The organism is Chryseobacterium sp. JUb7 (assembly GCF_024806495.1).
Taxonomy (GTDB): Bacteria; Bacteroidota; Bacteroidia; order Flavobacteriales; family Weeksellaceae; genus Chryseobacterium.
Genome location: NZ_JANUFF010000001.1, coordinates 201,116 through 223,255 on the forward strand (window position 1 = coordinate 201,116; position 22,140 = coordinate 223,255).

Annotated in this window: 23 protein-coding genes and 1 other RNA gene; 17 read left to right on the top strand and 7 right to left on the bottom strand. The window is 35.0% G+C overall.

What is annotated here, in order from left to right; genetic code table 11:
- Positions 1-143: 143 nt before the first annotated feature.
- Both M2373_RS00925 and M2373_RS00930 read left to right on the top strand, forming a co-directional pair.
- Positions 144-584, top strand: coding sequence for a GPW/gp25 family protein (locus tag M2373_RS00925; RefSeq protein WP_259106502.1), 441 nt, complete (start codon positions 144-146; stop codon positions 582-584).
- A 28-nt stretch (positions 585-612) separates the two neighbouring features.
- Complete coding sequence (locus M2373_RS00930; RefSeq protein WP_259106503.1) at positions 613-2,496, top strand: type VI secretion system baseplate subunit TssF; 1,884 nt, start codon at positions 613-615, stop codon at positions 2,494-2,496.
- A 197-nt stretch (positions 2,497-2,693) separates the two neighbouring features.
- Here the strand turns inward: M2373_RS00930 and M2373_RS00935 are convergent, their stop codons facing one another.
- From M2373_RS00935 to M2373_RS00945, 3 genes are all read right to left on the bottom strand, one after another.
- Positions 2,694-2,993, bottom strand: coding sequence for a putative quinol monooxygenase (locus tag M2373_RS00935; protein WP_259106504.1), 300 nt, complete (start codon positions 2,991-2,993; stop codon positions 2,694-2,696).
- A 21-nt stretch (positions 2,994-3,014) separates the two neighbouring features.
- Entirely contained in the window at positions 3,015-3,695 is a 681-nt protein-coding gene (locus tag M2373_RS00940; protein WP_259106505.1) for a type 1 glutamine amidotransferase domain-containing protein, read from the bottom strand.
- A 462-nt stretch (positions 3,696-4,157) separates the two neighbouring features.
- Positions 4,158-4,730 carry a Crp/Fnr family transcriptional regulator gene (locus M2373_RS00945; RefSeq protein ID WP_259106507.1) on the bottom strand — a complete coding sequence of 191 codons (573 nt, stop codon included), beginning with the start codon at positions 4,728-4,730 and terminating at the stop codon, positions 4,158-4,160.
- A gap of 339 nt (positions 4,731-5,069) precedes the next feature.
- Between M2373_RS00945 and uvrA the strand changes: the two genes are divergently transcribed.
- The 3 genes from uvrA to M2373_RS22555 all read left to right on the top strand — a co-directional run bounded on the left by uvrA (position 5,070) and on the right by M2373_RS22555 (position 8,906).
- Positions 5,070-7,901: an excinuclease ABC subunit UvrA gene (gene uvrA / locus M2373_RS00950; protein ID WP_259106509.1), complete on the top strand. Its 2,832-nt coding sequence runs from the start codon at positions 5,070-5,072 to the stop codon at positions 7,899-7,901.
- A gap of 325 nt (positions 7,902-8,226) precedes the next feature.
- Entirely contained in the window at positions 8,227-8,625 is a 399-nt protein-coding gene (locus M2373_RS00955; protein WP_259106511.1) for a hypothetical protein, read from the top strand.
- A 146-nt stretch (positions 8,626-8,771) separates the two neighbouring features.
- A complete protein-coding gene (locus M2373_RS22555; RefSeq protein ID WP_409013170.1) occupies positions 8,772-8,906 on the top strand; it encodes a bacteriocin-like protein in 135 nt (44 codons plus the stop codon).
- 50 nt (positions 8,907-8,956) lie between these two features.
- Here the strand turns inward: M2373_RS22555 and M2373_RS00960 are convergent, their stop codons facing one another.
- Entirely contained in the window at positions 8,957-9,523 is a 567-nt protein-coding gene (locus M2373_RS00960; protein ID WP_259106514.1) for a hypothetical protein, read from the bottom strand.
- Between the two features lie 64 nt (positions 9,524-9,587).
- Entirely contained in the window at positions 9,588-10,670 is a 1,083-nt protein-coding gene (locus M2373_RS00965; RefSeq protein ID WP_259106516.1) for an acyltransferase, read from the bottom strand.
- A 318-nt stretch (positions 10,671-10,988) separates the two neighbouring features.
- Between M2373_RS00965 and M2373_RS00970 the strand changes: the two genes are divergently transcribed.
- The 3 genes from M2373_RS00970 to M2373_RS00980 all read left to right on the top strand — a co-directional run bounded on the left by M2373_RS00970 (position 10,989) and on the right by M2373_RS00980 (position 12,414).
- Positions 10,989-11,501, top strand: coding sequence for a DUF421 domain-containing protein (locus tag M2373_RS00970; protein WP_259106519.1), 513 nt, complete (start codon positions 10,989-10,991; stop codon positions 11,499-11,501).
- A gap of 6 nt (positions 11,502-11,507) precedes the next feature.
- A complete protein-coding gene (locus tag M2373_RS00975) occupies positions 11,508-12,002 on the top strand; it encodes a GNAT family N-acetyltransferase (RefSeq protein WP_259106522.1) in 495 nt (164 codons plus the stop codon).
- A gap of 121 nt (positions 12,003-12,123) precedes the next feature.
- Positions 12,124-12,414, top strand: coding sequence for a hypothetical protein (locus M2373_RS00980; protein WP_259106524.1), 291 nt, complete (start codon positions 12,124-12,126; stop codon positions 12,412-12,414).
- A gap of 83 nt (positions 12,415-12,497) precedes the next feature.
- Here the strand turns inward: M2373_RS00980 and M2373_RS00985 are convergent, their stop codons facing one another.
- The gene (locus tag M2373_RS00985; protein ID WP_259106525.1) at positions 12,498-12,812 is read right to left on the bottom strand and encodes a DUF4286 family protein; all 315 of its coding nucleotides are present in this window, start codon (positions 12,810-12,812) and stop codon (positions 12,498-12,500) included.
- A 148-nt stretch (positions 12,813-12,960) separates the two neighbouring features.
- Between M2373_RS00985 and gyrA the strand changes: the two genes are divergently transcribed.
- The 6 genes from gyrA to M2373_RS01015 all read left to right on the top strand — a co-directional run bounded on the left by gyrA (position 12,961) and on the right by M2373_RS01015 (position 19,834).
- Entirely contained in the window at positions 12,961-15,552 is a 2,592-nt protein-coding gene (gene gyrA / locus M2373_RS00990) for a DNA gyrase subunit A (RefSeq protein WP_259106526.1), read from the top strand.
- A 29-nt stretch (positions 15,553-15,581) separates the two neighbouring features.
- A complete protein-coding gene (locus M2373_RS00995) occupies positions 15,582-16,610 on the top strand; it encodes a tetratricopeptide repeat protein (RefSeq protein WP_259106527.1) in 1,029 nt (342 codons plus the stop codon).
- A gap of 159 nt (positions 16,611-16,769) precedes the next feature.
- A complete protein-coding gene (locus M2373_RS01000; RefSeq protein WP_259106528.1) occupies positions 16,770-17,606 on the top strand; it encodes a 1,4-dihydroxy-2-naphthoyl-CoA synthase in 837 nt (278 codons plus the stop codon).
- Positions 17,607-17,697: 91 nt separating this feature from the next.
- On the top strand, positions 17,698-18,627 hold the full coding sequence (gene menA / locus M2373_RS01005; RefSeq protein WP_259106529.1) for a 1,4-dihydroxy-2-naphthoate octaprenyltransferase: 930 nt from the start codon (positions 17,698-17,700) through the stop codon (positions 18,625-18,627).
- Between the two features lie 10 nt (positions 18,628-18,637).
- Positions 18,638-18,925, top strand: coding sequence for a hypothetical protein (locus M2373_RS01010; RefSeq protein ID WP_259106530.1), 288 nt, complete (start codon positions 18,638-18,640; stop codon positions 18,923-18,925).
- 222 nt (positions 18,926-19,147) lie between these two features.
- Complete coding sequence (locus M2373_RS01015; protein WP_259106531.1) at positions 19,148-19,834, top strand: metal-dependent hydrolase; 687 nt, start codon at positions 19,148-19,150, stop codon at positions 19,832-19,834.
- A 105-nt stretch (positions 19,835-19,939) separates the two neighbouring features.
- On the opposite strand, the gene ffs is transcribed toward M2373_RS01015, so the two are convergent.
- An RNA gene (gene ffs / locus M2373_RS01020) (signal recognition particle sRNA small type) lies at positions 19,940-20,037 on the bottom strand.
- 131 nt (positions 20,038-20,168) lie between these two features.
- On the opposite strand from ffs, the gene M2373_RS01025 reads away from it, so the two are divergent.
- From M2373_RS01025 to M2373_RS01035, 3 genes are read left to right on the top strand one after another with little or no spacing between them, the layout of a single operon-like run.
- Positions 20,169-20,768: a DUF4199 domain-containing protein gene (locus M2373_RS01025; RefSeq protein WP_259106532.1), complete on the top strand. Its 600-nt coding sequence runs from the start codon at positions 20,169-20,171 to the stop codon at positions 20,766-20,768.
- A gap of 17 nt (positions 20,769-20,785) precedes the next feature.
- The gene (locus tag M2373_RS01030) at positions 20,786-21,736 is read left to right on the top strand and encodes a glycosyltransferase family 2 protein (protein ID WP_259106534.1); all 951 of its coding nucleotides are present in this window, start codon (positions 20,786-20,788) and stop codon (positions 21,734-21,736) included.
- A 1-nt stretch (position 21,737) separates the two neighbouring features.
- Positions 21,738-22,130, top strand: a complete 393-nt coding sequence (locus M2373_RS01035; protein ID WP_259106536.1) for a hypothetical protein — start codon at positions 21,738-21,740, stop codon at positions 22,128-22,130.
- Positions 22,131-22,140: the final 10 nt, after the last annotated feature.

Consider the following 22,140-nt stretch of genomic DNA (forward strand, 5'->3'; position numbering starts at 1 on the left):
TGAAAAAGTCCGAAAGTAAGTGTTGAAAATTTTATACAGCAATTTTAAAATCTTAACATATCCTATTTCGCTAAAAATGTTTAATTTGGTATTTAGTTTTATATAAACAAGACAATGAAGTAAAAAATTAAGAAGTTGAAATCATGGACACACCAAATTACAGAATGCCTTTTGTTCCATCAGCATTAATGACGGAAGGAGGAAGTATAGACACTTGCGACATGGGTGAGAGTATTGCCCACAATATTATGCTGCTGATCACTACCAAAAAAGGCGAAAATAGATATGATGAAAATTACGGAAACGACGTTTGGAATCTGGAATTCGATAATGGCATTACAAGTGCTGTTTGGGAAAACGTTTTTATTAAAAGCTTAAGAAGACAGATACAGGAATACGAACCCCGGATTGTTCAGCCACAGATCGATGCCCATATACAAATTGTAGAGCATAGCTACGATACAAAAGAACATACCGAAATCAAAAAGAAAGTAAAAATTGCCATCAATGCAAAAATGGAAGAGTCAGGAGAGCGTTTCAGCTTTTTGACGGAGCTGTTTTTGAGCCCGATGTCAATTGATTAATTACTTATTTTAAACTGTAACCAAACTTATGAATTTAGACCAGAATATATATTCGAAAGAATCCGTAAAAGCAAGAATGCTTCAGAATGCAACCAAAGTCTGGGGACTGAAGAGCCCGCAATCTTTGGATCCGTTTGTCAAATTATTAATCGATGCATTCAGTACAGAAGTTTTCAAAGCAAATAATGAAATACAAATCGTCAATGCCAGAATTTTGGAAAAGCTGGCAAAATTGTTAACACCATCTATTTATACCCATCCGATTCCGGCACATTCCGTTGCATTTACTCAGCCATATGATGCTTCGGAAATTTTATTGGAACATACCGAATTTTTCTTCAGAAAGCAGATGACCTCCACTGTAAAATCTGAATCGGATAAACAGATCAATATTCCTTTTACCCCTATTGGAAACATAAGAATAAATAAAGCACAGACTTCTATTATGTTTGTTGGAAATACCTGTTATAGCATTGATGACAGACTGAATAAAATTCCGATTGCCAGATTTCAGGGAAAACCGGAAGACTACAGAAAAGTGACGATTGGAATTGATGTTACCAAATATTCTTTTGAAACGTTTCCGAAATATTTAAGCATTTACTGTTCAAATCCGGCTTTTGAGCATTTGGATTTTGTCTACAAACTATTACCCTACATTTCTGTCAAGAGTAATGATAATCCTTTATTTATCAGAGAAGGCTTAACATATCTTCCCACTCATCAGACAGAAGGCTATGAGCAGATGTTCCGTGAGCAGTCGATTCAGAATAAAGTGATAGAAGATGTTAAAAGTATTTATCACCATAAATTTATTGAAGTAACCGGACTTTCGGAAAGCTTATTTTCTGATGCCGGAAAGCTTCCTGAAAATCTTGAATTTGTAGATTACAAAGAAGAGATATTAAAATATATTGACGGAAAGCGTTATTTATGGCTGACATTTGAATTTCCGCCGCAGTTTTCTGCTGAAATTTTAGATAATTTTTCATTTGTGCTCAATGCTTTTCCTATTTATAACCGAGGTTGGAAAAAAACAGAATACAGCTTAGATATTATGGGAAATAATATTCCGCTGGTTACTGATGAAGGCGAACATTTTTTATATGTTGATGAAGTTCAGGATGGAGAAGGCAGAAAATACACGGAAATTCCTTTTACCCCAAATGATGATTTGAAAAAAGGCTTATATACAGTACGAAAAGGTGGAATGGAACGTTTTACCAACAGAAACGCAGTGGATATGATTGCCAACGTTCTGGAATTGACACGCGATGAAATTGCTGCATTTTCTTTATTGAACAGAGATAATGTAAAAGGCGTTTTAAGCGAAATGTCCGATAAGATGAAATCGATGGTTCAGAAAGTAAATAATGCCAAAAGGAGTATTAAACAAGAGCTCAACTACGTAATCATGGAGCCTGTAGATAAAACCGATCATACTTACGCTTCATTCTGGATTACTCACTGTACTCTGGCCAACCATATGCGTCCCGGAACGGAACTTTCCAATCAGTTGAAGTCACAGACACTGGTACTTTTAACAGAAACCATAGGCGGTGCGGAAGAACAGAAGGGAACCGACAGTATTCAGGCTTATAAATACGCATTAACGACAAGAGATAAGATAATTTCTCTGGAAGATGTTAAAAACTATTGCAGAATGGTTTTAAAGGACGAGCTGAAAGATGTTAAAGTTACCCGCGGCACGATGATCAGCAATAAACCGAAAGAAGGTTTTGTAAGAACAGTTGAGGTTGAGGTTATTCCGCAGAATTATGCATTTTACGGAAGAGGATACTGGGAAAACATGGCCAACATTCTCCGAAATCAGATTGTTGCCAAAGCGATTGACGGTATCGAATATGTTGTGAAAGTAACGAATGAAGATTCTGAGTTTTCAGATAATTAATGATAATGTAAATCTGATGATTAAAAAAATCCTTCGACGGACTCAGAATCACAGAATTCTAATACGATCTGCCATTTTATAAGCTGTAATATACATGAGATTTTTGCGGCGTCATCCTGAGCTTGTTGAAGGATCTACTGTAATAAAAAGTATCGGGCAAACCTTTGGTTTGCCCGATATTTTCAAAAAACATACGATTAAAATAATCGATTCATAAGAACTACCTCTCTGTTTTCCAGCAAAGGGACAACCTGTTCCAAAACAATTTTTTTAAAATGTTCAGAATTGCGGTGTTCTTCCACTGCATTGGCATCTGCATAGCCTTCATATAAAATAATCGTGTTTTGGTCTTCCTGACTCTGGTGCAGTTTATAGAATAAATTTCCTTCTTCCTGAGTGCTTTTTTCTCCAGCTTCTTTCATTAATTGAAGCACGGCATCCAGTTTCCCTTCTTTCACCTGCCATTTAGCGTGTACAAATACATTATTTTGATCCATTTTACTAATTTTAAAATTAAATTAAGATTTTTTAGCTTCCAAAAGAACTACAATTTTTTCACCAACTCCTTTTGCAGAAGCTGGATTCTGACCTGTTACAAGATTTCCGTCTGCAATACTGTTTGCTGACCAAGGTTCAGCAGCATGGAAAATAGCTCCCTGTTCTGTCAACGCTGTTTGCAAATCGAAAGGAACATCAGGTCTTGCATAATGATCCTCTTCTTCAGTAGTGAAGGAGGTAATATTTTTGCCGTTCACTATATAGGTGCCGTCACTCAATTTTACATTTAAAAGAGAAACAGGACCATGACAAACAGCTCCTACAACACGATCGGATTCATAAAATCTTGCAATCACTTTTTTCAGTTCGGGAGCTTCCGGCATATCTGCCATTGGTGCAATTCCTCCGGGAATGAACATGGCGTCGTATTCATCGATATTTACATCAGATAATTTTCGGGCGTTATGCATATCCTGCCAGCCTTTTCCTGTTAAGAATTTTAAATTATCAGGATCATCGGCTAAATTTAGAGCATCTAAAAATGGAGACTCACCCGTTAAGCTTGCGAAATCGATTTGATACCCTGCTTTTTCAAATTCTGCGTAAGGATGGGCTACTTCAGATAAGAAAGTTCCCGTTCTTCTGTGATTAGGGCCTATTGAATTGGCGTTGGATACAATGATTAATACTTTTGGATTCATGACTTTAAATTTTTTGGTTAATTACTTTTGATTGATCGTTTGAAATTGTTTTTAATTTCTATAGCAAATGTATGTCGATCCGATGCCTCAACAGAAGGAGTGAAGTCACAAAAAAAGTGTGATTAGGATCACGCTTCGATATTTCGTTTATAAATAAGAGTTTTTAAATTTTTATTTGAAGCTATTTCCCGCTTTCCACTATATCTTTTGTTCCGCTTCGCTACACAAAAGGATGTCGTTGCAATCGGGGCTAGACGGAAGTTATTCATTAAGACACAGGAGAATTTCCACAAAGTTTGTCATTCTGAAAGAATCCATACATAGGATTAGAAATAAGTTTAGGCGATTGCGAGGAACGAATTGACGAAGCAATCTCGTGAAATGAAGCGCAAAAAGTAGTGTCATTTGTCTTTAAAGAAACAGATTGCTTCGTTCCTCGCAATGACAGGCTACAACAAGCAATCACTTATTAGTATTCGAATATAATCTGCTCAGTGTTTCCCGGCTTACTCCAAGATATTCAGCAACGTATTTTTTCGGAATTTCAGAAATAAGATCCGGATATAACCTCACAAATTCTTCATACCGTTGTTGAGGTGTACTGGATAGCAGAAGAATAATTCTTTGCTGTAATGCAATATAGCCGTTCATCAGTTTTACTCTGAAGAAATGCTCCATCTTATGAAGTTCTGAAGATAATTTTTCCCGTCCTTCCAGGGTAAGGCAGACAACAGCGCCATCCTGTAAACATTCTACAAACATCGTAGCATTATTTTGTTTGAAAAACCCGATATAATCAGTCATCCACCAGTTTTTTTTCGCAAACTGAAGAATATGCTCTTTCCCGTTCTGATCGATATAAAAAACTTTATAGATGCCGTCTAAAGTCAGAAATTCATATTTTACTTCGTCACCTTCATGAACCAAAAACTGATTTTTGCGAACATTTTTAAGAATAAAAAAATCTTTTACATAATCAAACTCCTCGTCCGTAAGAGGAGTTATGGCTTCAATATGTTCCCGGAGTCTGTTCATGATGGCTTTTATGGAATGTAAATTTAATTAAAAATTTAAGATGCTTTTCTTCTAAACTGAATATATAGATCCTTCGGCTGCTTTGCGCTCAGAATGACACCGTTGAAATCTCCCGCATACTTTATTTTCAGAAAGTTAAAAAAGTTAATAGTAGAAATCTGTCATCCTGAGCCTGTCGAAGGGTCTCCCGCGAGAAAATCATTTCAAATTATTCAATCAAATCAGAAGAAAAATTTTTACATCTATCGCGCAAATAAACTAACATTTTTTAACACAAAAAATTCCTAAAATTTCCGTAATTTTGCACATCGTGATTTTCAGGTAAAATCACACCAAATTATGAGTAAATCAACAGAATATATAGAAGTTTACGGCGCACGCGAGCATAATCTTAAAAATATCAATGTTAAAATTCCACGCAACGAATTGGTAGTGATTACCGGACTTTCGGGAAGCGGAAAATCTTCATTGGCTTTTGATACGATTTTTGCGGAAGGTCAGCGTCGTTATATTGAAACGTTTTCTGCCTATGCGAGACAGTTTTTGGGAGGTTTGGAACGTCCGGATGTCGATAAAATCGAAGGACTTTCTCCGGTAATTGCTATCGAACAGAAAACAACCAACAAAAATCCACGTTCAACGGTAGGAACGGTGACAGAATTATATGACTACTTACGTCTTTTGTATGCGAGAGTTTCTGATGCCTATTCTCAAACCACAGGACAAAAACTCGTAAGTTATACCGAAGATCAGATCCTTGAAACCATTAAGGAAAATTATAAAGGCGAAAAAATTATGCTGATGGCGCCTGTTGTACGTTCCAGGAAAGGTCATTATCACGAGCTTTTCGTGCAGATGGCTAAAAAAGGATACGGACAGGCGAGAATTGATGGTGAATTGCAGGATATCGAATATGATTTAAAACTGGATCGTTACAAAACCCACGACATTGATATCGTTATCGACCGTTGGATCATCGGAGAAAGTGCTTCCGAAGCCAGAATGGAAAAATCATTGCGAACAGCAATGGAAATGGGTGAAGGATTGATCGGAATTCAAAAACTGGGAAGTACGGCTATTGAATATTTTTCTAAAAATTTGATGGATGCGGAAACAGGACATTCATTGGCTTTACCGGAGCCGAATACGTTCTCATTCAATTCTCCTAAAGGAAGCTGCCCAAGCTGTAAAGGTTTAGGAACCATCAAAAAGATCAATACCGATTATTTTGTTGAGAATCCGAAATTGTCAATCAATCAGGGTGGTTTGTTGCCATTGGAAGATATTAAATCTAATAAATGGATTCTTTCTCAGATTAAAAATATTCTTGAAATTTTCGGCTTAGGTTTAACAACTCCTTTTCAGGATATTCCGGAAGAAGCATTGGATTACATCTATAACGGATGTAATAAGGAATTTAATAAAGATTTAAAATACGCAGGAATTACCAAAAAGATTAAAATTAATTTTGATGGTCTGATTCCTTTTATGGAAGAACTGATCGAAGAGAGAGAATCTTATGAAGCAATTTTGCTGGAAAGACATTTTACAACAGAGGAAACATGTCCTGAATGTAAAGGGACACGTCTTCAGCCTTCGAGTTTAAGTTTTAAAATTGACGGCAAAAATATAGCTGAGGTAAACGGACTGAGCTTATCAGATTTAAAAGAATGGCTAGCCGATGTAAAAGATAAATTCTCAGAAAAAAATAAAATCATTGCTCATGAGATTTTAAAGGAAATCGAGACCAGGCTGCAGTTTTTACTGGATGTCGGTTTGGATTATTTAAGTCTGAGCAGAAGCTCAAAGACCCTTTCGGGTGGAGAATCTCAGAGAATTCGCCTGGCAACACAGATTGGATCGCAACTGGTGAATGTTCTTTATATTTTGGACGAGCCGAGTATCGGGCTTCACCAGAGAGATAATGAAAGGCTCATTGCTTCATTAAAAAATCTTCGTGATATCGGAAACTCTGTATTGGTGGTTGAGCACGATAAAGATATGATTCTGGAAGCCGATGAGGTATTGGATATTGGTCCAAGAGCCGGAAAATTCGGGGGCGAAATTCTTTGGCAGGGAAAACCTAAAGATTTGCTGAAAGCCGATACAATCACAGCTCAATACATCAATGGGAAAAGAAAAATTGCCATCCCTGAAAAAAGAAGAGAAGGAAATGGTAAAAACATATTATTAAAAGGAGCAACAGGAAACAATCTTAAAAATGTTACCCTTGATATTCCACTTGGAAAATTGGTGGTGGTTTCAGGGATTTCGGGAAGCGGAAAGTCTTCTTTGATTAACGGAACACTGTATCCCATTCTAAACAAGCACTTTTACAGAGCTGTTCAGGAGCCTTTGCCTTACAAAAAAATTGAAGGTCTTGAAAATATTGATAAAATAGTAGATGTAGACCAGACTCCGATTGGAAGAACACCTCGTTCGAATCCAGCAACGTATACAGGAATGTTTACGGATATCAGAAATCTTTTTGCAGAATTGCCGGAAAGTAAAATTCGTGGTTACAAACCGGGACGATTTTCTTTCAACGTAAAAGGCGGAAGATGTGAAACCTGTCAGGGAGGCGGTCTGAAAGTTATTGAAATGAATTTCTTACCGGATGTCTATGTTCACTGTGAGACATGTAATGGAAAACGTTTCAACAGAGAAACGCTGGAAGTTCGCTACAAAGGAAAATCAATTTCTGATGTATTAGATATGACAATCGATGAAGCGGTAGATTTCTTCCAGCCGATTCCTAAGATTTTTGCTAAAGTGAAAACTTTGCAGGATGTTGGCTTGGGATATATTACTTTGGGCCAGCAATCGACAACGCTTTCCGGAGGGGAAGCTCAACGTATTAAGTTAGCAACGGAACTGGCAAAAAGACAAACGGGGAATACACTATACATTCTTGATGAACCTACAACAGGACTTCATTTTGAGGATGTAAAAATCCTGATGGATGCGATCAATCAGCTAGTGGAGCTAGGAAACTCATTTATTATTATTGAGCATAATATGGATGTGATAAAACTGGCGGATCATATCATTGATGTTGGTCCTGAAGGGGGAAAACACGGCGGACAGATCGTTGCGCAGGGTACACCCGAGGAAATTGTGAAGTCGAAGAAAAGTTTGACCGGGAAGTTCTTAAAGCGGGAATTGGAGTAAAATAGTTAAAAATCAACATTAAGTTTGTTATTCCGTAGAATTTCGATGCTGGATTTAATGTAAATGAATGTAGATTCCTACGTAATAACAAATAAGATATAAATACTAAGGCTAAACCTATCAAGTTTAGCCTTTTTTATGCCCTAATATTAGCTCCAATATTAATTTTTCAATTATTTTTAAAAATTAAACATCTTAAAACCAGTCTGTTATTATTTAATGTTAACTCAATGTTAACTGATTGTGAATTTAATGTAAATTATTTTTAATAACTTTGGTAAGAGATACAAAATAATTCAATTATAATATTTAAAACCAAATAGTTATGAAAAATAAAATTCAAGTACTTATTATTTCCCTTTTAGTTTGTGGAGGAATGTCTGTAATGAATACAGCTAAAGCACAAACAACTAATAATAATACCATTCAGGAAATTAAGCTGAATAAAAGTGATGCTTTGGATGAGGTAAGAAACGAACTGATAGGTAATTTTGATTTTACCAATTATGAATATAAACAGGGGATCGTCAATTCAGAAGTGAAATTTGATATTTCGGAAAATGGTAAAATAACAAATGTACATTCTACTGGCGATTGCAAAAATGTAAGCAAAGAAATAGAAAATGTTCTGACTAATCTTAAAGTAGACCGCAAAAAGTTAAAAGAAAATATGACGGCTTATACGTATGTAATGCCGGTAACCATAGAAATCTATAATAAATAATAAGGAATATAAATTTTTTATAAAACCATGCAAATTTACTCTTACATGGTTTGTTTTTTAATGCAAATCATGAAAATTTTAAATAAAAATCTGTAATAAAAAATAAATTCCTTCGTTTTAACTTTAATCCACAAAATTAAAACGATATGAAAAATTTAAAGAAACTTAACAAAGCTGAGTTAAAATCAGTGTATGGAGGGCAGCCGAAAAAGTATTGTGTCTACTGCGAATGGATGAACCAAGTGGTTTGCAGTGAAGTACCCATTGCCCAATGTCCTTAAAAATGTAAGCTGCTTGATTCAAGCAGCTTTTTTATTTAAATTTTTTTAATCTATTTTTTAGTAACAGAAATAAAGTTCTGTAAACTTGTTTTAAGATCTTTTGCGGTTGCCGTTTTCCCTGAAAAATTGATATTGTCTACTTTCCATCCGCTGTCAAGTGCATTTATGAGATGTACAGTGTCAGTCCATGTGATTTTAGGGGTAACACTTGAGTTTTCCAATTCGACTGTCACGTCAGCATGTGAGCCTATTGGTTTTGTACTTTCTGAGACATCGATTGTTTTTATTTTATATGTAGTATAACCTTCATATAAGCTTGTAAAAATCGAACCTTCCATCAAAGATGGTTTGTCAGTAGGGTGAGTGCTCTTTTTTACTTTGTCAATATCAGCTTTTGATACATCTATTGCTTCCTGAAATGTATTTTCCAGATCAGGTGAAAATAAATCCTTAATAACAGGTTGGGAGTAGATAGCATCACTGGACTTTCCGTAAGTGGAATAAAGGGTTTCGAGCTTTTTTGTGATTTCTGCATCCGCGTTTTCAGGACGCTTTTCATTTTTGACACAGCTGGTCAGTAGCATCGAGATGCCAAGGCAAAGAAATAATCGTTTCATATTTGTGTATTATGTTATTTTTAATAATTAGGATAATCGACAAAACGTATGCCAGTTGCTGTTGCTATGATTTATTTATCTCATATTTCTTTTTAAGGTTCAGAAAAAACCTTTCATATGTTACAAAAGAAAACCAGGAAATAAAAATCGTTGCCAATAAGACAGAAGAGTATAGTACCAGATTATAAAGGTAAATATTATCAACTTTAGGAAGGTATTTTATCAGAATAATAATAATAATCCAGTGATAAAGATAGATTCCATAAGATATTTTTCCTAAAAATCGCGTCATCTTATTGTCTATATTAATCTTGGAATGGTCTACAATCTGGTAGATTGAAAATGCAAATAATACAGCATAAAGCTCATCATTCAAGTGGTCTGTATGAAATTTGAAAAACCACAGTACGAAAGGAAATAATGTAAAAAAATAAATAACCAGCTTGTTTTTTAAAACAGCAGGAAATTTAATCTCATTTCTCTTAAAATATAGAAAACCCAGCAAAACTCCAATTCCCATACAATTGAACTTGGTCCCGTAGAAAAACCGACTGATGAAAATTTCAAATCCGTTGTTTTTTATGAAAAATAAATTGATAAATTTTAAACCAAACGGCAGTAAAGTAAAAAACAGAATAAGTGAAATAATATAACTGAAGGCTCTTTTACTTTTAGAAATTAGGATAAATAACAACGGCCAGACAATATAAAACTGCTCTTCAACGCCGATAGACCATATTTGAGGACTCACATCCCAGGTTTCCTGAATCGCATAAGCCACATTCGGAAATATAAAAAGAGGCAGTAAAGTTCTTATCAAGGAGTAGTCAGGATTAAAAATAATATAAGAAAGGAATAAAATCAGGTAATAGAGCGGCCAGATTCTTAAAACTCTTCTCATATAGAAATCTTTAAGACTTATTTTTCCGGTATTGCTTTTTTCAATAAGTAATAAATAAGTAATGAGAAAACCGCTGATTACAAAGAACAAAATGACAGAAAGATGTCCGTCGGGATAGATAAGACTGGGATGATCAATAAGATTGCTGATATGATGGTCCTGTTTTATAATTTCCACATGGTCTACAACAACTATGGTCGCTGCAAGCGCTCTTAAAGTATCTAATCCCTTTAAATGTTTTGTCATATTTTATCTATCGGTTATAAATCTGCAATTGGCTGACAAATTTAATGTTTAAATTAATTAAATAGCCAGCGTTCGGAATATTATCTATAGGCTGGAGGTTGGAAGCGAGATGCTGGTGGTTAATGTCTTTGTCTTTGTCAGAATTTTTATTAGGATCAATTTTCCTCCCAGCTTTCCTTTTCCGGCCTCAGGTTTCCTCACATATTAAAAACTAAATGTTTTGTCCCGGACTCAGTTGAATAAGAATTGATATAAAATTTAGGTTTATATCTCTACCAATCATAAAAATTAATACATTTGATTTATAAACAAACTATCGTGGATCCGATACTTAATGTAGTTATTCGCTCACTTTGCGTCTATCTTTTCATGGTCATTGCCATCCGTCTGTTTGGTAAAAATCAGCTTTCTCAGCTTAATGCAGGGGATGTTGTTTTACTTTTACTTATTTCAAATGCTGTTCAGAATGCGATGGTGGGACCTGATACATCTTTACAGGGAGGTCTTATTGCGGCTTTGGTATTATTTGTGGCCAATTTTATTTTAAAAAGATTGATGTTCTCAAGCCCGGCTTTTGAAAGTTTTATGGAAGAAGATCCTGTAATTCTTATAAAAGATGGTATTTTGGATAAGCAGGCTTTAAATAAAGTTAAAATTACCAAAGACGAACTTGAAGAAGCGATAAGGGAGCACGGAGTGGATAAAATTGAAAATGTAAAATTATCTATTTTAGAAGTTGATGGAAATATCAGTGTTATTTCAGAAGACGAAAAAGATAAGCAAACCCACTATTCAAGAATAAAAAGGAAAAATAAAAGAAAATACCATTAAAATACGATGAATTACGAATTGAGAGAAATGCTTCCGAGTGATGAAGCAAGGGTGTTGGAAATTTTTCAGCAGGGAGTAAACGGAGGATTGGCTACTTTTGAAACCACAGTTCCAACTGCGGAGGCTTGGAATATGGATTATTTCAACGATTGTCGCTGGGTATTGGAAAACGAAACCAATGAAGTGGTAGGCTGGTGTGCTCTGAAACTTGTCAGTAAAAGAGAGGTTTATAAAGGCGTGGCAGAAGTGAGTATTTATTTCGATAATAATTACCAGGGTAGAGGTTTGGGTTCGGTTTTACTTAAAAAGATGATTTTGGATAGCGAAAACCACGGATTCTGGACTTTGCAGGCTAACATCTTCTCCGAAAATGATGCGTCCTTAAGATTTCATCAGAAAAATGGGTTTAGAACTGTTGGCGTAAGAAAAAAATTAGGCAAATTGAATGGAGTGTGGAAAGATGTTATTATGTTGGAAAAGAGAAGCGAAATTATTTCTTAGATAGTCGCTAAAATCAGAAAAAATATTAAAATTTCTTAAAATTTTCACAGAATTCAATAATAATGCATTATTGGCACTGGTCTTGCAAGTTTTCTCACTGTAAATTTGAAAATAACTTGTTATGAATTTTTTAACTAAAGTGCTGGGATTTTTCTTAATCGTCTTTTCCTTTGCTTTTTATCAGGCTTCACCTATGCAGAGGGGGCGAGGACATGGTCATGGTCACGGTCCGAAACACTCAAAACATTACTATCACGGTCCACGCAGACCACATTACAGACCTGTAGTTTATCACAGACCACCAAGACATCATTATAAAAAGCATTATTACAGACCTGTAAGACATAGACATTATTCTCACAGACCGCACCGTGTCTATCACAGCAGACCGGTAGTTGTGGTCAATTTATAAATAAAAAAGCACTGATGTTTTCAGTGCTTTTGCTTTGTATAATAATGAACAGAAAAGGGTTCAGTACCTCTTAACCTTAATTTTTATAATCTCGACTTTTTCGGATTTAAAAATGTATTGAATATCATTACTTCCTGTCCGAATTTTGCTTCAATTCTTTCGGCAATATTTTCTAATTCACTTTTAACGAAATCTTCTCTCAGTTCATTATTGTCAAACAATAAAAGAAGATTGTAATTTTTTCCTTCGTCAATAAAATCACTGTGTACTTCAGAAAGAATATATTTGTTGACATCCATTAAATTTTCGGTCATTAAAACCAGTGTCTCATCAATATAATTTTCCCATTCTTCAAGATTATTTTTCGTACAGTGGAAAGTTATACTTAATACGCTCATATTTTATGATTTTTTAAGATTTTGTGGATAAATTCTACCGCAAAAATCGACAAATTTTTCGTAAATTAGCACGTTAATAAAAAAACGAAATAGATAATTTTCAGACACACAGCTAAGGGTCTGACTATCATTATAATAAAATTTGTTTATGCAAAAAGAAGGAGAAAGACTGATTCCTATCAACATTGTTGATGAAATGAAGTCATCTTATATCGATTATTCGATGTCGGTTATCGTATCTAGAGCGTTACCTGATGTAAGAGATGGCTTGAAACCCGTTCATAGAAGAGTGCTTTATGGTATGTATGGATTAGGGGTTTTTTCTAATAGAAAATATTTAAAATCTGCGAGAATTGTTGGAGATGTTTTAGGTAAGTACCACCCACACGGAGACTCCTCTGTATATGATGCAATGGTGAGAATGGCTCAGGACTGGAGCTTACGCTATCCTCAGGTTGACGGCCAGGGTAACTTCGGTTCGATGGATGGCGATCCGCCTGCAGCAATGCGTTATACCGAAGCCAGATTGAAAAAAATCTCCGATGAGGTATTGTCAGACTTAGACAAAGAAACGGTAGACTTTCAGAATAACTTTGACGACAGTTTAACGGAGCCAACGGTAATGCCTACTAAGATTCCAAACCTTTTGGTGAACGGAACTTCAGGTATTGCAGTAGGGATGGCAACAAATATGGCGCCTCACAACTTAACAGAAGCTGTGAATGCAATCTGTGCGTACATTGACAATAGAGAAATTACTATTGATGAGTTGATGCAGCATATTATCGCTCCCGATTTCCCAACCGGAGGGATTATATACGGTTACGACGGAGTAAGAGATGCTTTCCATACAGGAAGAGGAAGAGTGGTGCTTAGAGCAAAAGTAAGTTTCGAAGAAATTGGAAACAGAAATGCTATTATCGTTACCGAAATTCCTTATCAGGTAAACAAGGCTGAAATGATCGCAAGAACAGCTGAGTTGGTAAAGGATGAAAAAATTACCGGAATCTATGAAATCAGAGACGAATCTGATAGAAAAGGTCTTCGCGTTGTATATGAATTGAAGAACGATGCTATTCCTAACGTTGTTTTAAACTTATTATATAAATATACTGCACTTCAGACTTCTTTTAGTGTTAACAATATTGCTTTGGTACATGGAAGACCGGAGCAGTTAAACTTAAAAGACATCATCCATCATTTTGTGGAGCACAGACATGAAGTGATCATAAGAAGAACTCAGTTTGAGCTTAAAAAAGCCAAAGAAAGAGCGCATATCTTAGAAGGTTTCATGAAGGTGATCGGAACGCAGGATTCTCTAGACAGAGCGATTGCTATTATCCGTCACTCCGCAAATCCTCAGGGTGCAAAAGAAGGGTTAATTGAGGCATTTGAGCTTTCTGATATTCAGGCTCAGGCAATTCTTGACTTGCGTCTTGCCCGTTTAACAGGGATGGAGCTTGACAAGATCCGTGATGAGTACGATACCATCATGAAAGAGATTGCAAACTTAGAAGATATTTTGGCTAATGAACCAAGAAGATTTGAGATCATTAAGGAAGAATTAATTGATATCAGAGAAAAATACGGTGACGAAAGAAGAACGGAGATCGACTATTCAGGTGGTGAAATGTCTATTGAAGACATTATTCCGAACGAATCGGTAGTTCTTACTATTTCTCACGCCGGATACATTAAAAGAACATTACTTTCAGAATACAAAATCCAAAGCAGAGGAGGTGTTGGAAATAAAGCAGCTACAACAAGAGATGCCGATTTCCTAGAATACATTGTTTCCGCAACAAATCACCAGTACATGTTGTTCTTCACAGAAAAAGGAAGATGTTACTGGTTAAGAGTATTTGAAATTCCCGAAGGTTCTAAAACGGCTAAGGGTAGAGCGGTTCAAAACTTAATCAATATTGAACCGGATGATAAGATTAAAGCATATATCAGAACCAATAACCTTAAGGATTCTGAATACGTAAATCAGATGAGTGTAGTGATGGTTACTAAAAACGGGACGATCAAGAAAACATCATTGGAAGCTTATTCAAGACCAAGGGTAAATGGAGTAAATGCTATTGAAATCAGAGATAATGACCAATTGTTAGGGGCTTACTTAACAAACGGAACTTCTCAGATTATGATCGCTACGAAAAATGGAAAATGTATCCGTTTCCCTGAAGAAAAAGTAAGAGAAGTAGGTAGAGGCTCTATTGGAGTACGTGGTATCAGCATGGAAGACAACGATGAGGCTATCGGTATGATCGTTGTGAATGATATTGAAAACGAAACAGTTCTTGTGGTATCTGAAAAAGGTTACGGTAAGAGAACTGCCGTAGAGGATTACAGAATTACCAACAGAGGTGGAAAAGGCGTAATTACCCTGAATATTACTGAAAAAACCGGAAATCTTATTGCTATTCAAAACGTAACAGACGAAGATGGATTGATGATTATCAATAAATCTGGTGTGGCTATCCGTATGAATATGGATGAGATGAGAGTGATGGGTAGAAATACACAAGGGGTAAAAATGATTAACCTTAAGAAAAATGACGAAATTGCAGCCATTGCAAAAGTAGAAATGGATAAAGATGTAGAAGACGATTCTGAAGAAAGTGAAGAAGGAGCAGATACTGTAACTGATAACCAGGAAAACAATACAGAAACAACACCTCAGGTAGAAAACGAAAACCCTACGGAGGAAACTGAGAATTCTGATTCAGAAGAATAAAATTGTACAATTAATATAAAATAGTGATTATGAGAAAGCTAATTTTGGGTATGGCTATCGTAGCATCCGCTTTTGTTTTCGGGCAGAAAGAAGATTTAAATGCTAAATTGCAGAGTGCTAATAAAGCTGCAATGGATGCGTATAATGCAAAAAATTATACTCTTGCAGCACCGAAGTTTTTAGAAGTTTATGAAATACTAAAAACTAATGGAAAAGAAGATAAAATTTATTTGTATTATGCAGGGCTTAATTATGCATTATCAAACAATATTGATGAGGCTGTAAAAATCTATACAGGTTTAATTGATTCTGGATATACTGGAGTTCAGACTCAATATACCGCAAAAGATAAAAAAACAGGGGAAGTTTCTAGTTATGATAAAGCTACTTGGGATTTATTGAAAAAAACTCCGGATGCTTATTCAGATTTTAAAACAGAGCAAACTAAAAGTGTTGAATCTGATTTGTATGAAACTTTATCTACGTTATTATTAAATGCTAAAAAAAATGATGAGGCTTTAAAATATATAGAGAAGGGATTGGCGAAGTTTCCAAATAACGCTAAGTTAAAAGAGTTTCAAGGAACAGCTTTGTACGCTTCTGGAAATACAGATAAATTTAAACAAAATCTAACAGAACAGTTAGCGAAGAATCCTAATGATGCTACGAATTGGTATAATCTAGGGGTTTTACAAGCTAAAGATCCTGCTACTGCTGCTGATGCAGAAGCTTCATTTAAAAAAGCAATTGAACTTAAGCCTGGTTTTTCTGATGCTTATCAAAACTTGGTTTTTGCTGTAATTGGTGATGATGCAAAGACGGTAGATCAAATTAATGCTCTTAGAAAAACAAATGCTGACGAAGCAAGTAAATTAATTGACGCCAGAAAAGAAAGATTTACAAAGGCTTTACCTTATGCTGAAAAATGGTACCAAGCAAATCAGGAAAATATTGATGCAGTTTCTATGCTAAAACAAATTTATATTATTACTAAAAATAATGATAAGGCAAAAGAAATGAAAGCAAAAGAAGATGCACTTGAAGCAAAAGCAAAATAATCTTCAGTGCTTAAATAAATTGAAAACCGAAACATTTTTTGTTTCGGTTTTTTTATTAAAATAAAGGTGTTGAAATCTGATTTTTTTTCGGCGATAATCATAAAATTTGAACTCAAAAATTCTCTGTAATTCCGTATCTTTGAGAAAAATTTTTACAAGATGATCGAGTGGAAAACCGTTAAAGAATATGAGGATATTACTTATAAAAAATGCAATGGTGTAGCGAGAATTGCTTTCAACAGACCGGAAATTCGTAACGCTTTCAGACCAAAAACTACTTCAGAACTATACGATGCTTTTTATGATGCGTCAGAAGATCCTTCCATTGGGGTTGTTTTGCTTTCAGGAGAAGGGCCAAGTCCTAAAGACGGAGGCTGGGCTTTCTGTAGTGGAGGTGATCAAAAGGCAAGAGGACATCAGGGATATGTAGGAGAAGACGGAAGACATCGCCTGAATATTTTGGAAGTTCAGCGTTTAATCCGTTTTATGCCAAAAGCTGTTATCGCGGTTGTTCCGGGATGGGCTGTTGGTGGAGGGCATTCTCTTCATGTGGTGTGTGATTTGACATTAGCAAGTAAAGAGCATGCTATTTTCAAGCAGACCGATGCAGACGTTACGAGTTTTGACGGTGGTTATGGCTCAGCCTATTTAGCAAAAATGGTGGGGCAGAAAAAAGCCCGTGAAATTTTCTTTTTAGGTAGAAATTATTCGGCTCAGGAAGCTTTCGAAATGGGAATGGTAAATGCTGTAATTCCTCATGACGAATTAGAAGATACAGCCTATGAATGGGCACAGGAAATTCTGGCAAAATCTCCGACTTCTATCAGAATGCTGAAATTTGCAATGAACTTAACGGACGACGGTATGGTTGGCCAGCAGGTTTTTGCAGGTGAAGCAACCCGCTTAGCTTATATGACGGAAGAAGCTCAGGAGGGAAGAAATGCATTCCTTGAAAAAAGAAAGCCGGACTTCGGAAAAGATAAATGGATATCATAAAATAAGAAGTTAGAGGTTAGAAATTAGATATTAGACTTATGCAGTTTTAAAATCTAACTTCTAACTTCTAATATCTAACATCAAAATATTTATGACAGATTGGATAAAAGCCGCAAGGCTAAGAACGTTGCCGCTATCTTTAAGCGGAATTATAATGGGAGCTTTCATTGCAAAATGGAGGCTTTATGGTGAAGGAGGAATTTGGGACTGGAAGATCTTCGCATTGGCGCTGGTTGTGACTTTGTTATATCAGGTTCTTTCAAATTACGCGAATGATTATGGAGATGGTGTAAAAGGAACAGATGCCAAAAGAGTAACTGAAGCAGAAGCAAGAGCAGTGGCATCAGGAAAAATTACAGCAAAACAAATGAAAAATGCAGTAATTCTTTTTTCAGTTTTATCTTTTGTAGCTACTGTCGCTCTTTTGTATGTGGCTTTTATTCCTGAGTATATGAATGAATTTTACATTTTTATCGGACTGGGAGTGGCAAGTATTTTAGCAGCAATAGGTTATACCGTAGGAAAAAAACCTTACGGATACATGGGGTTGGGAGATCTTTTTGTATTTATCTTTTTTGGATTGGTGTCTGTGTGCGGAAGTTATTTTCTGTTTACAAAATCTTTCAGTTGGGATATGTTATTGCCGGGGACAGCGATCGGAATGATGAGTATGGCTGTTTTGAATCTGAATAATATGAGGGATATAGAAAGTGATAAACTTTCAGGTAAAAATAGCCTTGCATTAAGAATAGGCTTCAAAAATGCAATGATTTACGAAATGGTATTATTACAGCTTCCATTAATATTAATTCTTATCTTTTTAGGGGTAAATGGCTTTATTCAGACAAAAAACTACTATGTTTTCATTGTGATGATTTTACTTTTCCCTTTGGCTAAACTGAGAAGAAGTATTATGGCGATAAAAGAGCCGAAAGAACTAGATCCGTTCCTGAAGCAAGTGGGAATAATGACTTTTGTAATGGCAGTTCTTACTGCGGTGGGACTTAATTTTTTTCATTAAAAAATATAAAATGAAGATTGCTTTAAAAGTAACATCTTGTCTATCAATTCTTTTAGCTTTATTTCTTATTTATACTTGTATTTGTGAGCTGCAAGAAAATGCAACAATTTCAGATATAAGCTTTCTTCCTCTTTTAATTTTAATTATTGTTTTAGCTAATGCAGTTTTAGCTTTATTTTTATTAATTGGAAAAGTAAAACAACTAAGAGAATTTTTAATTCTTCAAATTTTTATAATAGTACCAACGAGTTTATTGTTGTATGAGATTTTATTCAATTCAACAATTTCATGTACTTAAGTTTAAAATACAAATATTTTGAAAGTATTAAAGAAATAAAAATTATAATTAAAAAGATGCTTCGACAGGCTCAGCATGACACTGTTTAAAGTGTATAACAGTTAGTATTAGCGTTGTCATGCTGAGCTCGTCGAAGCATCTTTTTAAAAAATTAAAATAAATAGTGTTATTCATGAAAAAAAATAATACTATTTGTGTTTAAAAACAAAAAAATAATTAAAAATGAAAATACAATACTTAGGACAAAACTGTTTTTTGTTCACTTACAAAGACAAAACGATTTTATGTGACCCTTTCTACAACTACAAAAAAGCAGAATCAGGGTTTGATATTTCTGCTCAGAAAATTGATTATATCTTATTGACTCACGCACATGGAGATCATATTGCAGACGTGGAAGAAGTATTGCAGTTTCACCCAGAAGCAACGATTATCGCTGTTCCGGAAATCTGTGGATATTTCAAAACTGCAAAAAATAAAGACGATGTAAACTTAGGAGGATCGGCAAAAATCGACGATCTTAAAATTTCCATGGTTCCGGCTCACCATACAAGTTCATTCCCTGATGGAAGCTACGGAGGCGTTCCTGTAGGATATATTTTCAGGCTTCCTGAAGGTAAAAACGTTTATTTGGCGGGTGATACTGGTGTAATGGCAGATATGGAGCTATTTCCAAGATTATACGGAAATTTAGACCTTTCTATCCTTCCCATCGGAAGTCATTACACGATGTGTCCTAGAAAAGCGGCTTTTGCAGCAGCAGAGTTATTGAAAACTCCAAAAGTAATCGGATGTCACTTTGATACTTTCCCTGCGATTGAAATTAATCATGAAAGTGCATTGAAGCATTTTGCAGATAAAAATGTAGAACTTGTTTTACCAAAATTGGGAGAGACGTTCGAATTTTAAATAAATTAAGGAAGGTAATTTGAAAATTAAAATAGAAATGTTGGAAAGTTTAGACATAAAAAAAGATAATCTTCAAATTACCTCTCTTCAACTTAAACCAAAAAAAAATGGCAAGCTACCTAAATCACACCGCTACGACCAATTACCTTTGCTGCGTTCCCACCCTGGAGGATTCTCAGGAGCTGGTTGTTTAGGACTTGCCGTTGCAAAGGTAGGAATATTTTATAAACTTCAAAACATTATTACAGAAAATTAATTGAAAAAAAACGCTGATAGAGGTAGATTGCTGAAATTCAGACTAATAATTTTTCAAAAATTTTCAAAAAATTTAGATATGACGAAAAGCCCTTCCACATTAGGAATTTTACTGTTTGGAACTACGATGATTGTTTTTTTCGTGGTGTATTACTTCTTTTCAGGAGTTAATTATTTTGATATTTCACTGAAAGCTAATGCGTTCGTGTTGCCGCTGATTTATGCGGGAGCAGCATTTTGGTCAGTGAAATCGTACTGGAACAAGAATAAAGTTGTGACTTTTAAAGATGCTTTTAAGAGAGCATTCATCCCGATGTTTATTGGAGGAGCTCTTTCTATTTTCAGTATTTATGCATTCCTGAATTTTGCTGATCCCGATGCAAAAAAGCTGCTGAATTATCAATATGTAACAAGACAAAAGGCAGAAATGGATAAAGAATATGAGTCTGCAAGAAAGGTTTTGAAGCATCAGAAAGATATTGATGAGTTGGATCAAAAGTATAAAGAGAGGCTTCCAAGCTTTTCTCCTGATGCTGTAAAAGGAAAAGATATGCTTACAGCAAGTCATTTTTCAGGATATTTTGCAGCGATTCTTATATTTTACGTAGTTTTGTCGGTGTTTTTTGGAGCGTTTTTCAGAACAAGAAGTATTTACCAGGAAACAACAGAACAAGAATAATTTTTTATTAAAATTAAATGAATTTATCTATAGTTATTCCGTTACTGAACGAAGAAGCCTCTTTGGAAGAGCTTTTTTCAAGGATTGATAATGTTTGTAAATCAAACAGTTTATCCTATGAAATATGGTTTGTAGATGACGGAAGTACAGATTTGTCGTGGAGTATTATTGAGAATTTAAAAATTCAGCACCCTCAGATCCACGGTATTAAATTTTCCAAAAATTATGGAAAATCCCAAGCTCTTCATGCAGCTTTTGAAAGAACAAATGGCGATGTTATTATCACAATGGACGCTGATTTACAGGATTTTCCGGAAGAAATTCCGGAACTCTATAATATGGTAGTTCAGGATAATTATGATATTGTTTCCGGTTGGAAAAAGAAGCGTTTTGATAATGTAATGACGAAAAATGTTCCGTCAAAATTATTTAACGCCGCCGCAAGAAAAGTTTCAGGAGTTGAACTTCACGATTTCAATTGTGGCTTGAAAGCTTACAAAAAACAGGTTGTAAAAACAATAGATGTATATGGTGATATGCACCGATACATTCCTGTTTTAGCTGCCAATGCAGGTTTTAGAAGAATTACAGAAAAAGAAGTTCAGCATCAGGCAAGACCTTACGGAACTTCAAAATTCGGAACGGAAAGATTCATCAGAGGTTTTCTGGATTTGGTAACCCTTTGGTTTGTAAGTCGTTTTGGAGGAAGGCCAATGCATTTCTTCGGAGCAGTCGGAACATTGATGTTTATTGTAGGTTTCCTTTCTGCTCTTTGGCTGGGAATTTCAAAATTAATTGATGTTGCCAGAGGAATTTACGGACATTTAATAACCAATAATCCTTGGTTCTTTATTGCTTTGACAATGATGATTATGGGAACATTGCTTTTTGTGGCAGGATTTTTAGGTGAAATGATTATCAGAACAAATAGAGAACATAAGAACTATAATATTGATGAAGTGATTTAATATGGAAAATAATTTACCCAAAATTTATTCTCAAAAAACGATTTTAGGTTTTTCTATTGTTTTTTCTACTCTTTTTGGAGGAGTATTGCTTTATCAAAATTTAATTGATGCTAAAAAGAAAAAAGAAGCTTATATCATTTTAGGGATTTCTATTTTGTTGACAATCATCACTATAGTTGTTGTTAATATCCCCGAAGAGCCTAAAAGCTCGTTGGCTTATTTATGTGGTTTAGGAGGGGGGAGTTTATTATCCTATTATTTTGTTCCAAAATATTTTCCAGACGAAGAAAAATATCCTAAAAAACAAATTTGGAAACCATTAATTATAAGCGTTATAATTGCTGCAATTTTTGTAGCTTTAATTATTTACGCAGGATCATTTGAAAAAAGGTAGCGATGTAATT

Excerpts from the sequence above, each read along its gene's own strand:
- M2373_RS00925 (WP_259106502.1), top strand. The coding sequence starts at position 144 with ATGGACACACCAAATTACAGAATGCCTTTTGTTCCATCAGCATTAATG.
- M2373_RS00930 (WP_259106503.1), top strand. The coding sequence starts at position 613 with ATGAATTTAGACCAGAATATATATTCGAAAGAATCCGTAAAAGCAAGA.
- M2373_RS00935 (WP_259106504.1), bottom strand. The coding sequence starts at position 2,993 with ATGGATCAAAATAATGTATTTGTACACGCTAAATGGCAGGTGAAAGAA.
- M2373_RS00940 (WP_259106505.1), bottom strand. The coding sequence starts at position 3,695 with ATGAATCCAAAAGTATTAATCATTGTATCCAACGCCAATTCAATAGGC.
- M2373_RS00945 (WP_259106507.1), bottom strand. The coding sequence starts at position 4,730 with ATGAACAGACTCCGGGAACATATTGAAGCCATAACTCCTCTTACGGAC.
- uvrA (WP_259106509.1), top strand. The coding sequence starts at position 5,070 with ATGAGTAAATCAACAGAATATATAGAAGTTTACGGCGCACGCGAGCAT.
- M2373_RS00955 (WP_259106511.1), top strand. The coding sequence starts at position 8,227 with ATGAAAAATAAAATTCAAGTACTTATTATTTCCCTTTTAGTTTGTGGA.
- M2373_RS22555 (WP_409013170.1), top strand. The coding sequence starts at position 8,772 with ATGAAAAATTTAAAGAAACTTAACAAAGCTGAGTTAAAATCAGTGTAT.
- M2373_RS00960 (WP_259106514.1), bottom strand. The coding sequence starts at position 9,523 with ATGAAACGATTATTTCTTTGCCTTGGCATCTCGATGCTACTGACCAGC.
- M2373_RS00965 (WP_259106516.1), bottom strand. The coding sequence starts at position 10,670 with ATGACAAAACATTTAAAGGGATTAGATACTTTAAGAGCGCTTGCAGCG.
- M2373_RS00975 (WP_259106522.1), top strand. The coding sequence starts at position 11,508 with ATGAATTACGAATTGAGAGAAATGCTTCCGAGTGATGAAGCAAGGGTG.
- M2373_RS00980 (WP_259106524.1), top strand. The coding sequence starts at position 12,124 with ATGAATTTTTTAACTAAAGTGCTGGGATTTTTCTTAATCGTCTTTTCC.
- M2373_RS00985 (WP_259106525.1), bottom strand. The coding sequence starts at position 12,812 with ATGAGCGTATTAAGTATAACTTTCCACTGTACGAAAAATAATCTTGAA.
- gyrA (WP_259106526.1), top strand. The coding sequence starts at position 12,961 with ATGCAAAAAGAAGGAGAAAGACTGATTCCTATCAACATTGTTGATGAA.
- M2373_RS00995 (WP_259106527.1), top strand. The coding sequence starts at position 15,582 with ATGAGAAAGCTAATTTTGGGTATGGCTATCGTAGCATCCGCTTTTGTT.
- M2373_RS01000 (WP_259106528.1), top strand. The coding sequence starts at position 16,770 with ATGATCGAGTGGAAAACCGTTAAAGAATATGAGGATATTACTTATAAA.
- menA (WP_259106529.1), top strand. The coding sequence starts at position 17,698 with ATGACAGATTGGATAAAAGCCGCAAGGCTAAGAACGTTGCCGCTATCT.
- M2373_RS01010 (WP_259106530.1), top strand. The coding sequence starts at position 18,638 with ATGAAGATTGCTTTAAAAGTAACATCTTGTCTATCAATTCTTTTAGCT.
- M2373_RS01015 (WP_259106531.1), top strand. The coding sequence starts at position 19,148 with ATGAAAATACAATACTTAGGACAAAACTGTTTTTTGTTCACTTACAAA.
- M2373_RS01025 (WP_259106532.1), top strand. The coding sequence starts at position 20,169 with ATGACGAAAAGCCCTTCCACATTAGGAATTTTACTGTTTGGAACTACG.
- M2373_RS01030 (WP_259106534.1), top strand. The coding sequence starts at position 20,786 with ATGAATTTATCTATAGTTATTCCGTTACTGAACGAAGAAGCCTCTTTG.
- M2373_RS01035 (WP_259106536.1), top strand. The coding sequence starts at position 21,738 with ATGGAAAATAATTTACCCAAAATTTATTCTCAAAAAACGATTTTAGGT.